General features: G+C 70.9%; 9 protein-coding genes and 2 pseudogenes. 9 read left to right on the top strand and 2 right to left on the bottom strand.

Features of this window, described 5'->3' with window-relative positions; translation table 11 throughout:
- Positions 1-16 precede the first annotated feature (16 nt).
- From ACWZEH_RS34985 to ACWZEH_RS34960, 6 genes and pseudogenes are all read left to right on the top strand, one after another.
- A complete protein-coding gene (locus tag ACWZEH_RS34985) occupies positions 17-1,975 on the top strand; it encodes a beta-ketoacyl synthase N-terminal-like domain-containing protein (RefSeq protein ID WP_456200350.1) in 1,959 nt (652 codons plus the stop codon).
- Positions 1,972-2,814 carry a 4'-phosphopantetheinyl transferase family protein gene (locus tag ACWZEH_RS34980; protein WP_456200252.1) on the top strand — a complete coding sequence of 281 codons (843 nt, stop codon included), beginning with the start codon at positions 1,972-1,974 and terminating at the stop codon, positions 2,812-2,814. The genes ACWZEH_RS34985 and ACWZEH_RS34980 overlap by 4 nt, the downstream gene beginning before the upstream one ends.
- Before the next feature lie 225 nt (positions 2,815-3,039).
- Entirely contained in the window at positions 3,040-3,861 is an 822-nt protein-coding gene (locus ACWZEH_RS34975; protein ID WP_456200250.1) for an AfsR/SARP family transcriptional regulator, read from the top strand.
- Between the two features lie 52 nt (positions 3,862-3,913).
- Positions 3,914-4,645, top strand: coding sequence for an acyltransferase domain-containing protein (locus tag ACWZEH_RS34970; protein ID WP_456200248.1), 732 nt, complete (start codon positions 3,914-3,916; stop codon positions 4,643-4,645).
- 161 nt (positions 4,646-4,806) lie between these two features.
- Positions 4,807-5,136, top strand: coding sequence for a hypothetical protein (locus tag ACWZEH_RS34965; RefSeq protein ID WP_456200246.1), 330 nt, complete (start codon positions 4,807-4,809; stop codon positions 5,134-5,136).
- 122 nt (positions 5,137-5,258) lie between these two features.
- Positions 5,259-5,603: pseudogene (locus ACWZEH_RS34960) on the top strand (transposase); the annotation flags it as partial.
- 36 nt (positions 5,604-5,639) lie between these two features.
- Here ACWZEH_RS34960 and ACWZEH_RS34955 read toward each other — a convergent pair.
- Complete coding sequence (locus ACWZEH_RS34955; RefSeq protein WP_456200245.1) at positions 5,640-6,245, bottom strand: recombinase family protein; 606 nt, start codon at positions 6,243-6,245, stop codon at positions 5,640-5,642.
- A 252-nt stretch (positions 6,246-6,497) separates the two neighbouring features.
- On the opposite strand from ACWZEH_RS34955, the gene ACWZEH_RS34950 reads away from it, so the two are divergent.
- From ACWZEH_RS34950 to ACWZEH_RS34940, 3 genes are read left to right on the top strand one after another with little or no spacing between them, the layout of a single operon-like run.
- Entirely contained in the window at positions 6,498-6,902 is a 405-nt protein-coding gene (locus ACWZEH_RS34950) for a GntR family transcriptional regulator (protein WP_390143628.1), read from the top strand.
- Positions 6,899-7,795, top strand: coding sequence for an ABC transporter ATP-binding protein (locus tag ACWZEH_RS34945; RefSeq protein WP_456200243.1), 897 nt, complete (start codon positions 6,899-6,901; stop codon positions 7,793-7,795). Before ACWZEH_RS34950 ends, ACWZEH_RS34945 begins: the two co-directional genes overlap by 4 nt.
- A complete protein-coding gene (locus ACWZEH_RS34940) occupies positions 7,792-8,802 on the top strand; it encodes a transporter (protein ID WP_456200241.1) in 1,011 nt (336 codons plus the stop codon). The genes ACWZEH_RS34945 and ACWZEH_RS34940 overlap by 4 nt, the downstream gene beginning before the upstream one ends.
- A gap of 164 nt (positions 8,803-8,966) precedes the next feature.
- Here ACWZEH_RS34940 and ACWZEH_RS34935 read toward each other — a convergent pair.
- Positions 8,967-11,902, bottom strand: a pseudogene (locus tag ACWZEH_RS34935) (Tn3 family transposase).
- Positions 11,903-11,908 lie beyond the last annotated feature (6 nt).

The raw sequence follows: 11,908 nt of genomic DNA, 5'->3' as shown, positions 1-11,908 counted from the left end.
ACAGCACGTGGAGACCATGGATTACAGGGACATCCTGACCCGTTTCAAGAACGGTGACCTGGGCCGTGAGCAGGCGGCGGCCCTCCTGACCGGCGCGGCCCCCGGCCCCGGGGCGGGGGCCGCGCCCCGCACGACGGCGGTGGCCGAGCCGCGTGCCGCCGTGTCCCAGCCCCCGTCGGCGCGTGCCCTGACGACCGCGCCGACGGGCGGCGGACGTCCCGCCCCGGCGGACGGGTACGCCATCACGGCCGTACACGGACGCTTCCCGGACGCGGACGGCCTCGACGCCTTCTGGCACACCGCGCTGCTCGGCGGACGCGACGCCGGGCAGCGGACCTCGGTCGCCGGGGAGAAGACCCCGGGGGCCGGTGTGGAGACCCCGGTCGCCGGTGAGGGGCACCCGGACGGTGGTGACGTGCGGCGGACGGGCCGTTTCCTCCGGGGCGTCGACGCGTTCGACGCCGTCTTCTTCGGGCTCACGCCGCAGGACGCCGCGTCGATGGATCCGCAGGAGCGGATCCTGCTCGAAGCGCTCTGGCAGACACTGGAGACGGCCGGCTGCACCGGCGCCCGCCTCGACACGCTCACCGCGGCGGACGGCGAACCGCGCAGCGTCGGCGTCTACGTCGCCCACGCCCCCGTCGCCCACGCCCCCGTCGGCCACACCCCCGTCGGCCACGCCTCAACCGCCGCCGGGTCGCGTCCCGTACCGTCGGCCGGCTGCTGCGCCGGTGCCGGTCTGCCCGCCCGCCTGTCCACCCTGCTGGACCTGCGCGGACCCGGCCACTGCGTCGGCGGCGGCGAGGCGTCCTTCCTCGTCGCCCTGCACCAGGCGCTGTCCGCGCTGCGTGCCGGGGAGTGCGGTGCCGCCCTGGTCGGCGCCGTCGACCTGCGGCTCGATCCCTCGCGCCGGCACGCGGGAGGCGGCGAGGGCGTGGGGGCCGTACTGCTCCGACCGCTCGCCGCCGCTCAGGCCGTCGGCGACACCGTCCACGCGGTCGTGCGGGCCACGGCCGTCGCCCACCCCGGACGACGCGCGCCGGCCGCCGCCGCCGACCGGCTGGCCCGCCGGACACTGGCCGCGGCGGGGGTCACGGCGGCCGGTGTCGCGCTGCGGGAGACCGAGGCCACCGCGGCGGCCACGACCGGCGACACCGGCGCGGCGACCGGACTGGCGGCCCTCGTGCGGGCGGTCCTGCAACTGCGCCACGGCACGCTGCTGCCGGCCCCCGGCGACTCCTCGGCCGTGCCGTGGGCACGGCCGCACGACGAGTCGGGACGCGAACTGCCGCGCCGCGCCACTGTCACCGTACGCCCGACGGCCGGGACCGCGGCCGCCCATGTGGTCCTCGAGGAGCCGCCGCGGCGCGGGCCGGGATCGATTCCGGCAGGGCGGTCGACCGGGCCGGCCACCGCGTCCGGGGAAGAGGAGTTGGTGCTGCTGTCCGCGCCGACGCCGGAGCACCTCGCCGCCACGGCCCGGCTGTTCGCCGACCGGGCGCTCCCGGTGGACGGAGCGCACAGCGGTGTTCGGGGCTCCGTACCGGACGATCGGCAGGAGCTCGCCGCACTCGCGCGTGAACTCAGGCTCGGCCGGGCCGTGAGGGACTGCCGCCTCGCCGTCGTCGTGCGGGACACCATGGAACTGGCCGCCGCGCTCCGGGCGTTCGCCGACGACCGGGACAGTGCCGGAACCGGCGGTCCGGCCGAGGGCGTGCGGCATGCCGATCTGCGCGGCGCCCAGGGGCCCGGTGTGCTGTCCGGCGACCTCCCCGAGACCCGCGCGTACCTGGCGGCGCTGTGGCGCGAGCGCCGGCTCGACGCCCTGGCGCGGCTGTGGCTGGCCGGGGTGGACGTGACGGCCGCCGACGCGGCCGGTGCCGCTCCGGTGCTGCCGCTGCCCACGAGCGCGCTGCTGCGTCGGCCGCTGCGGGAGGCCGGACGCCCGAGCACGGACGAGCCGGCGCCGTCATGACCGTCATCGAGCCCGAGACGCGCATTCCCGAGGAACTCCCGCCCCCGGAGCAGGCCCCGCCCGTCAAGTTGTGGCTGTGTCCCAACGACGACCTGACGCCGGCCCTCAGGGACCTGCTCGCCGCGCACTGGCTGGACGAGCAGGAACGGCAGACGGCGGGCAAGTTCCTGTTCGAACGTGACCGGCGGCAGTACCTCGTGGCGCACATCCTCGTCCGGCGTGCGCTGGCGCTGGAGGCCGGGCTGGCCGAGAGCGAGCTGGTCATGTGGCGCTCGCAGCGCGGACGTCCCTTCCTGCGGCCGGTGGCGGGCGGACTGCCGCGCGGCGGAACCCACCTGGACTTCAACCTCTCCCACGCCGGCGGCTACAACCTCCTCGGCATCGTCCGCAGGCACCGCATCGGCGTGGACGTCGAAGGGCTCGACCGGGACGCGCGGGGCATCGACACCATCACGGGCACCTTCGCGCCCGAGGAACAGGAATGGGTGACGCGGGTGCCGCCGGGCCACGCCCGTGACCGGCGGGTGCTGCGGCTGTGGACGCTGAAGGAGGCGTACTCCAAGGCGCTCGGCCTCGGACTCGGCCTGCCCTTCGACGAGTTCGCCTTCACCCTGGACGACGACCGGGGCGTGACCGTCTTCCGGCCGCCGGAGCAGGACCGGTTCGGGCGGTGGCGCTTCGTGGAGCTGGAGCCGGTGCCCGGCGTCCTGGTCGCGGTCGCCGTACCGGCCGGCGACGGACAGCCCGCCGTGCTCCAGTTCCACCACGGCTTCCCGTGGGCCCGTGCGGCCCCGCAGGACATCCCGCTGCCCGAACCGGTGGGCGGCCCGGCCGTGTGACAACGCGCGGACGGGGTCGGACAGGCGCCCCGGTGAACGGGACGGGCGGCCCCGGGCGGGCCGTTCCAGCACCCGGCGCCACACCGTACGTGGAGCTCCGCTAGAGGGCGACTGCAGAAAAGCGCTGGGGAACACGGACGCGGCTAGCGTGCTCGTGACGCAGTTTTCTGGCCATCGAAAGGAACTGGACAGAGGACTCGAGGAGCTCGACGAGCGGAGGACACCGTGAAGATTCAAATCCTGGGTCCGTTGAGTGCTGAGGTCAACGGGGGCTCGATCGTTCCGACGGCCGGGAAGCCGCGGCAGGTGCTGGCGCTTCTGGCGCTGTACCCGGGACGGGTCATGCCCGTGCCCACCCTCATGGAGGAGCTGTGGGGCATCACGCCCCCCGCGAGCGCGCTGACGACCCTGCAGACGTACATCCTGCAGCTGCGAAGAAAACTCGGCACGGCGATGGGACCCGGCTCACCGGCGGGCGCCAAGGACGTGCTCGCCACCCGGCACGGCGGCTACCTGCTGCAGATCGACGGCGACTGCGTCGACGTCCACCAGTACGAGAAACTGGTGCGCGAGGGACGGACCGCCTTCGGGGCCGGGGACAACGAGGTCTCCGCCGCCCGCTTCCGCGCGGCCCTCGACCTGTGGAGCGGCGCCCCCCTGGTGGACGTGAAGGTCGGGCCCGTGCTCGACATCGAGGTCGTACGGTTGCAGGAGAGCCGCCTGGTCACCGTGGAGCGGCGCATAGACGCCGACCTCCGGCTGGGCCGGCACACGGAACTCATCGCCGAACTCGCCGACCTGACGGCACGTCACCCCCAGCACGAGGGGCTGCACTCGCAGGCCATGGTGGCCCTGTACCGGTCGGGCCGGCAGGCGTCCGCCCTCGAGGTTTACCGCCGGCTGCGGATGCGGCTCATCGACGAACTCGGTGTCGAGCCCTCTCCCCAGTTGCAGCGCATGCACCAGGCCATGCTGTCCGTCGACCCCCAGCTCGACGTCCTGGCGGGGCCGCGCAACACCTCCACCTTCGACCTGTTCGCCGCCTGAGCGGACCCGTGGGCCAGGGTACGGCGGCCGGAGCGCGGGAGGAGACGGACCGATGACCCGAGGCCGTGGCCGGAACGGGCCGGAAGCCTCAGCAGCACGTACGCCGGTGCTGGTGGCGGGGGAGGGCGAGACGGCGCTGCTGTTCGTCGCCGGCCGGCGGGTGCGGCCCGCCATGGTGCGGGCTCTGTACGGGGCGTTCCCCGTCTTCCGCACGCAGTTCGACACCGGGTGCCGGGTGCTCGACGTGCGCCTGCCCCTGCCCCTGGCGGCGGCGGTCTTCGCGCCCGAGCACGGCGCCGACGCCGGGCTGCTGGACCGTACGGACTTCGGCCGGGCCGCGCTGTTCGCCTACCAGGTGGCGCTGTACCGGACGTGGCAGGACTGGGGGATGCGCATCGGCGCGGTGGCCGGAGCCGGTTCCGGCACGGTGGCCGCGGCCCACGTGGCGGGGGGCCTGGGCCTGGAGAAGGCCGCCCGGAACATTCTGACCGGGCGTCACGACGGTCATGACCGTCGTATCCCTCAGGCGCCCGTCCCCGGACGCGGTGACGCGGAGGGCCTGTCGGCGCTGCGCGCGGCGGGCTTCCGGCGGGTGCTGGCGTGCGGGCCGGGCCCGCGGGAGGACGCGGAGACGGCCGTCGCGGTCGGCGAGGTGCCGGCGCTGCTGGCCGCCATGACGCATCTGCAGCTCTCCGGTCCGCACATCGACTGGGAGGCGCTGTGGTGGGCCCGCCACCGCGCCAACGTGCACGCCGTGCTCCGGCGGGTGCTGGAAGCGGCTTGAGGGGCGGGCGTGCGTGGCCCACGGAGCCACGGCCTTCTCAAGGCCGGATTCGACGAACTCGCCGAACTCGCCGGATTCGATTGACCGGATTAACCGGACTCACTTGTCGTTTAACCTCCGAGCGGACTTGGCCGTTGCCGACCGTGGTAACGGTGGGCAGGATGACGGGCATGGCCGTGTCACCTGCAACACGTCTGCTCTGCGACGCCACCTTTTCGTACGACGAGGCTGCGAACGCCCTGTCACTCCTTGATCTCTATGCAGGCCCGGAGTGTGAACGCGTGCATCAGGCTGCGGTCCGGCTGAGCGGAGGACGACTCGGCAGACTTCGTAAGTGGCTCGATGAGGCCAGACGCAACCCGGAGACTGTCCTGTGGTTTGGCGAATCGCCTTCCGACGTCTCCGCGGACACACATGCCTTCGGAGTGGAGTTCATCAACGCCTTTTTGGACAAGCACCCTGATACACCTGCGGTGTCAGGAAGCGAGTGACAGCGTCTGTCTGGCAAGTCGGGCAGCGACATCGAACGATTGCCTCGAACTTGATAGGGGTTTCCGCAGTTCAGCGGACACGTAGGCGGCCTTCGTCTGATCCTGTGCTCCGTCACAGAGGCATGGGAACCAGCGCGAAGGCCGTGGTCGTGAGTTTGGGGTATCAGGACGTCCTGCGGGATGCGTTCGCGGAAGTGTCATGTTTCCGGGCGGAGTTGTACTTGTGCCTGACCGCTCGGGCCGATGCACTGTTCGAGTTGTGCGACGCGTTGTTGTGCACGGACGGGCCGGTGCGGACGCTGGTGGACCTGGCGCTCGCGCCGGAACACCGCCGAGGCCACGGGGCTCTCTATGGCGGCCTCAACCAGGGACGAATCGACTTCGCCCGGCTGCGTCGTGCGCTGGCCTCGATCCCGTTACCCAGGGCTGCAGACGGTCGAATCGTGCTGGCTGGGCCCCGGAGTCCTAGCCCGGACACCAGGGAACAAGTAACCCACCGGTAGCTATCTCGGCTTCGTGACCGTGCTCTTCTTCGGTTGGCGTGGGACGGTCTTGGTCTTGTCGAGGTGTCCGTACACCGTGGAGCGGGGCACGCCGAACATGTCGGCGATCTGCTGGACGGTCTTGTCCCGCTCGTCGTAGAGGCGTTGGGCGAGTGCGGCCTGGTCCTCGGTGAGGCGCGGCCGGCGTCCGCCGACCCGGCCGCGGGCCCGTGCGGAGGCGAGGCCGTCGTTGGTGTTCGCCACGATCAGCTCGCGCTGGAGCTCGGCGAGCACGGACAGCATCCCGAACATCGCCCTCCCCTCCATGGTGGCGGTGTCGATGCCCTGCTCGATGACGTGCAGCCCGATGCTGCGCTCGCGCAGCTCGGCGCCGAGGGTCACCAGGTGGAGCACGGAGCGGGAGAGCCGGTCGAGCCGGGTGACCTTCAACGTGTCGCCCTCGCGTAGCAGCTGCATGACGAGGTCGAGCTTCGGGCGGGAGGCCTTCGCGCCGCTCGCGGTGTCGACGTGGACGTGGTCGCGGTCGACGCCGGCCCGCAGCAGGGCGTCAATCTGATGATCGGGGTTCTGGTCGGCGGTCGAGACCCGCGCGTAGCCGATGAGCATGTGTCGGAATCTATCGGCCGGACCCTTCATCGACGTTGATTGCCGACGCGAGTTGTCGACACTGCCCACCTGCGGGTTCGTGATCACCGGTGCGAGTGTCGACAGACGGTCGTTTCTCGACACCCGAGCGAGGTCTGGCGAGCGCCAACCATGCGCGGCTGGCTCCCCTCGGTGCCGGGCGGCTGGCGTCCGCAGTTGCACGCCTTGCCGAATGGTCGACGCAGAGGACTATAGTGCTAGGCAACTAGATAAATGGAGGAACTGGTGATTGAGTTCCACCTGAACAGCCGCTCCGGCCTGCCCCCGTACCAGCAACTGGTCCAGCAGGTTCGGCACGCACTGCGCCTGGGTCTACTGAACGAGGGGGACCGGCTGCCGACGGTCAAGGACGTGGCGAAGCAGATGGCGGTCAACCCGAACACGGTGCTCAAGGCGTACCGCGAGCTGGAGCACGACGGCCTGGTGGCCGCCCGTCCCGGCGTCGGGACGTTCGTGACCCGGACGCTGGCCGACGGCACGCTCGCCGCGCACGGACCGCTCCGCAAGGACCTGCAGCGCTGGCTGACCAAGGCCCGCCTGGCCGGGCTCGACGACGAGAGCATCGAGGCGCTGTTCATGAACACCTTTCGTAACGCCGCCGGAGAGGACGTAGCGTGAGCGCTGTCTTGCGAGCCCAGGGCCTGGGCAAGAGGTACAAACAGCGCTGGGCGCTGCAGAACTGCGACCTGGACGTCCCCGCCGGACGGGTGGTCGGCCTGGTCGGCCCCAACGGCGCCGGCAAGTCGACCTTATTGAACCTGGCGTCCGGCATGCTGACCCCGACGGCCGGCACCATCGAGGTGTGCGGTGGCCGTCCTGCTGCGGGTGTGGAACAGCTGGCCAAGGTCGGCTTCGTCGCCCAGGACACCCCGACCTACGCCGCGCTGAGGGTCGCCGACCACCTCGACTTCGGCAAGCGCCTCAACCCGAACTGGGACGACGCCGTGGCGCGCGACCGGATCCGTCGCCTCGGTCTGGACCCCAAGCAGCGGGCCGGCAAGCTGTCCGGCGGCCAGCGCGCGCAGCTCGCTCTCACCCTGGGCATCGCCAAGCGCCCGGAGCTGCTCATCCTGGACGAGCCGGTCGCGGCCCTGGACCCGCTCGCCCGACGGGAGTTCATGCAGGACCTGATGGAGGCCGTCGCCGAGCACGAGCTGAGCGTCGTGCTCTCCTCCCACCTGGTCTCCGACGTGGAGCGGACCTGCGACTACGTCATCGTCCTGGTCGACTCCCACGTGCAGGTGGCCGGCGACATCGACGACCTGGTCGCCTGCCACCACCGGCTCACCGGACCGCGCCGGGACCCGGGCACGCTCCCGGCCGGTCAGCACGTCATCACCGCCAGCCACGCCGAACGGCAGACCACCCTCCTGGTGCGCACCGACACCGCGGTCCACGATCCGTCCTGGACCGTCAGCCCGCTCGGTCTGGAAGACATCGTCCTGGCCTACATGACCCGGCCCGCCGATGCGGTACGCGACACCCGGCCGGCACTGGAGGTCCTCCGATGATCTGGCTGACCTGGCGCCAGTTCCGCACCCAGGCCGCCGTGATGTTCGCCGCGGTGGCCGCCCTCGCCGCCACCCTCGCGGTCACCGGCCCGCAGCTGGCTGACCTCTACCGGACGGCCGGCAGCGGCCTGGTGGACCAGGTCTCCAGTTCGGACCAGACTCTCTACTACACCGGACTGCTGGTCGTGCTCGCCGTGCCGGCGGTCATCGGGATGTTCTGGGGCGCGCCGCTGATCGCCCGTGAACTGGAGACCGGCACCCACTACCTCGCGTGGAACCAGGGCGTCACCCGAACCCGCTGGCTGGTGACCAAGCTGGGCCTTGGTGCGGCGGCCTCCATGGCCGCCGCCGGACTGACCAGCCTCGCGGTGAGCTGGTGGAGCAGCCCCATCGACCGGGCCGTCAACGGCGGTGGCGCGACGGACACGTACTTCCCGCGGCTCGACCCCATGGCCTTCGCCGCACGGGGTGTCGTCCCCATGGCCCATGCCGCCTTCGCCTTCGTCCTGGGCGTCGCCCTCGGTCTGGTCATCCGCCGCACCCTGCCCGCGATGGCCACCACGTTCGTCCTCTACGCCGCCGTCCAGATCGCCGTGCCGATGTGGATTCGGACCCACCTGGCCGCCGCGGACCGGACCACCCTGCCGATCGAGCCCGGCGGCGCCCCCTTCAGCATCCAGGACGGCGCCGAGCAGATCGTCGCGCACCTCGAAGAAGTGCCCGGGTCCTGGGTCACTTCCCAGCAGACGCTGAACGCCGCCGGTCAGCCGGCCCCCGTGCCGTCCTCCTTTGCCGACTGCCTGCACATTGAGGCGGGCCCGCCCACCCTGCAGCAGGTCGACCGCTGCGTCGCCGACCTCGGCGCCCTGGGCTACAAGCAGCAGGTGACGTACCAGCCCGCCGGGAACTTCTGGGCCCTTCAATGGGCCGAGACCGGGCTCTACCTCGGCCTCGCCCTGGCCCTGACCGGGTTCTGCGCCTGGTGGATCCGCCGCCGAGTGACCTGACGGACGCCAGTACCACTACGGGAGCACCCGCGAGGGGCAGCCGGGACCCGGCTGCCCCTCGCGGCGTCGGCAGGGTCCTCTCACCATTCAGATCAATATCGCCGATATCGGCTGCCCCGTTGGCCCCCAAGGCCGGTACAGGCACCAGCCCGTCGGCACGGGGTTCACCTCGGCTCCGCCAGGGCCTGACCGGAGCCGTCCGCCGGGGTGCGGGGACGGGGCACCGAAAGAAGCGGCGCGAGGTCGAGCCGCTTGTCCATCTCCAGGCGGAAGGTCCCGTACGGGTTGATGTTGGACCAGAACAGCGCGGTGAGCCCGCGCCGGTCCTCGTCCGAGAGCTTCTTCGCCCAGGCCGGTTCGGCGAGGAGCTGCTGAAGCAGCAGCGTGTTGACGTGCACGAGCGCGGACTGGAGCAGGTGCAGGGCGAACATAGAGGTCTCGGCGTGTTCCTTGTCCGGGCCGGTGAGCGCGCCGTCCTTGCCGTAGTGGAGCACGGTGTTCGCCGAGTTCCAGTTCTCCACGACCTGGAGCCCGCCGTGAATCTCCCGGCGCAGGCCGGGAGCGGCGAGGTAGTCGCAGGCGAAGACCGTACGGACCGCGCGGCCAAGTTCTTCGAGTGCGGCGTACGTGGGGTGCTTGGGCCCGCCGCGGGTGAAGCGCCGCAGCACCTGCTCCGCCTCCGCCGTCCCCAGGCGCAGGGCGGTGGCGTACTTGACCATCTGGTCGTACTGCTGCTCGATCAGGTCCCACTTGATGGCCCGGGTCAGCGAACCACCGAGCGCCGGCCAGCCGGGCGGGTCGTCGTCCGGGCGGTACAGGCGGATGCTGCCGATGTTCTTCAGCCGGGGCAGCAGGCGGAAGTTGAGCAGCTCGGTGAAGGCGAACCCGACCACGCTCGCGCCGTGCGTGTCGACGTAGTTCGACTCGATCTCGGCGTCCGTGCAGTGCCGCAGCAGGCCCTCGATCATCGCCACGACCTCGGACGACGAACAGGACTCAGCTGCGAGTAGATACAGACGTTCTTGCGCTCCACGTGCCAGTAGATCATCACGCCGTTGCCGCCGTAGCGTGCGTGGTACTCGGTCATGAAGTTGCTGGACCAGGACCCGAACTTCTTCGAGTCCGAGGCACACGCGTTTCCCTGCCCCCACCACGCGGTGTCGCGGGCGGAGAAGGTGGCGTTGACCAGCCGGGTGACGGCGGCGCGGAGGTTGTCGACGGTGATGAAGTGCCGCCGGATATGGCGCAGAGCGGCTTCACTCTCGCCATGCTCGCCGGTCGCAACGATCGAGCGGATACCCATGTTGGTGCCCAGTGCGAACAGCACAAGCAGCAGGCGGCGCTGGAGGGTGCCCCGGTCGATGCGCTCGTACGCGGCGACGGAGGTGAACTCGTCGGTGAAGCCGGAGAGGAAGTCGGCGTTCTTCAGCACGTCCAGGAGGTCGAGGACTCCCCATCGGCGTACGACCTCGTCCTTGAGCGCCTGGAGGCCGGTCGGCTCGTCCAGCTTCTCCAGCTTCGGCACGGTGATCCACGGGTCGCCGTGCCGCGTGGTCACCTTCACCCCGCCCGCCGAGCCGTCCGCGAGCCCTGCCGACAACCTGTCCAGGCCGTCGGCCATCCGCTGCTTCAGGCTCGCGATGAACGCCTGTGGGTCCTGGGGCTGGCGGATCGCCGCGTAGTGCACGGTGCGGGTGGCCTCGAAGTCGCCCGGCAGGTCGTTCTCCGGGTTTTGCCAGCGCAAGGCCCCCTCGACGTAGATCTCCCGGCGCCGGATCGCGTCCCGCAGTGCGACCAGGACGCATAGCTCGTACGGGATGCGCTCGACCTTGCCCTTGTCGTCCACGACGGCCTCGCGCCAGTCCTTGCGTACGACGCCGTCCATCGGCACCGTGTCGCCGGCGTCGTAGAAGCGGGTCTTGCCGTCGACCTCCGCGTACTTCTCCAGCAGCACCATCGCGTCCATCACCGGCCGGTAGGCAGTGTTGTTGCACCTGAAGCCCAGCGTCCTCAGCAGCGGCGGCAGCATCTGCCGGTAGTACGAGCTGTAGGAGGACCGCAGGGTGGTACGGACCTTGGCCTTGAAGACCTTCTCGTTCGCCTTCGCCTCCGCGACCAGGTCGCGCAGCGTCTTCTCCCCGACCACCGGGTACAGAGCCTCGCGTACCACCTCGTCGGGCTTGCCGATCGCCGCGTCAGCGAGCTTGAAGAGGATGCCTTCCTTGCCCCGAACCTTCTTCAACTCCGCGGTGAGCTGCCTCTCCACCCGCCGCTCAGCCCGCGCGTTGATTTTGTGGACCAGGGCAACCAGCAGCTCCACCAGAGCGTCAGTGATCTCCGCCTGACGAGAAGAGCACAGGGCCGCGAGCAGTGTGATCCGGGCGTCCTCGGCGGTGTCCCGGAAGTCCGAGGGGTACATCTTGATCGCCCTCGACCGCCACGCGGCCAGCAGCTTCTCCGAGCAGTCCGCGAACAGCCCCTCGGGAAGCCCGAGTCTGCGTACGTCGTTCAGTTTGGTGCTCTCCGTCAGCAGCGAGTCCAGGCCGACCGCGCCGGGATCACGCTTGAGCAAGGCCAGCAGGCCGGCACCGTCCTCGTTGTTCTCCGCGACCAGTGCAAGCAGCCGGGCCACGCCGGCGTCGCCCAGACGCTCGATGGTCCGGGCGCAGAACACCTTCTCCCACCGGTTGCGGGCGGCGACCAGTACCTTCTCGATCCGGGTCCGGCCCGGCGGCTCAATCTTCCTCGCCCGGCACTCGACCAGCAGGGCCTCCCGCTGCCGGTCCTCCACCAGCTCTACCGGGCACACCTCCACCGCCAGCCACGCGGTCAGCCGCTTCTCGTCGTCCAGCGTCGCAGGCCGGAAGTGCAGGGCTTCCCGGATCTGCTTACGGTGCCGCTTCGCCCCCGCCAGGTCGTACTTCGCAAGATCAGTCGCAGGGACCTTCACCAGACCGGCGACGTACTCGACAGCGGGCTGCGGGAACTCCTCGATGAACTCCGGGAACCGGCCTTCCATCTCGAAGAACTTGAGCATCAGGCAAAAGCCGAGCCGGGTCGGACCGGTCTTGTTCGCCACCAGGTCCCAGTCGCCGTCCACCAGCGT

The organism is Streptomyces yamdrokensis, assembly GCF_053890455.1.
The sequence above is the reverse complement of the archived record's forward strand: the minus strand, read 5'-3'. Positions and strand labels throughout refer to the sequence as shown.

Bases quoted from the DNA above. Each gene is read 5' to 3' on its own strand.
- ACWZEH_RS34955 (WP_456200245.1), bottom strand. From the start codon at position 6,245: ATGCTCATCGGCTACGCGCGGGTCTCGACCGCCGACCAGAACCCCGAT.
- ACWZEH_RS34980 (WP_456200252.1), top strand. From the start codon at position 1,972: ATGACCGTCATCGAGCCCGAGACGCGCATTCCCGAGGAACTCCCGCCC.
- ACWZEH_RS34940 (WP_456200241.1), top strand. From the start codon at position 7,792: ATGATCTGGCTGACCTGGCGCCAGTTCCGCACCCAGGCCGCCGTGATG.
- ACWZEH_RS34965 (WP_456200246.1), top strand. From the start codon at position 4,807: ATGACGGGCATGGCCGTGTCACCTGCAACACGTCTGCTCTGCGACGCC.
- ACWZEH_RS34950 (WP_390143628.1), top strand. From the start codon at position 6,498: ATGGAGGAACTGGTGATTGAGTTCCACCTGAACAGCCGCTCCGGCCTG.
- ACWZEH_RS34985 (WP_456200350.1), top strand. From the start codon at position 17: ATGGATTACAGGGACATCCTGACCCGTTTCAAGAACGGTGACCTGGGC.
- ACWZEH_RS34970 (WP_456200248.1), top strand. From the start codon at position 3,914: ATGACCCGAGGCCGTGGCCGGAACGGGCCGGAAGCCTCAGCAGCACGT.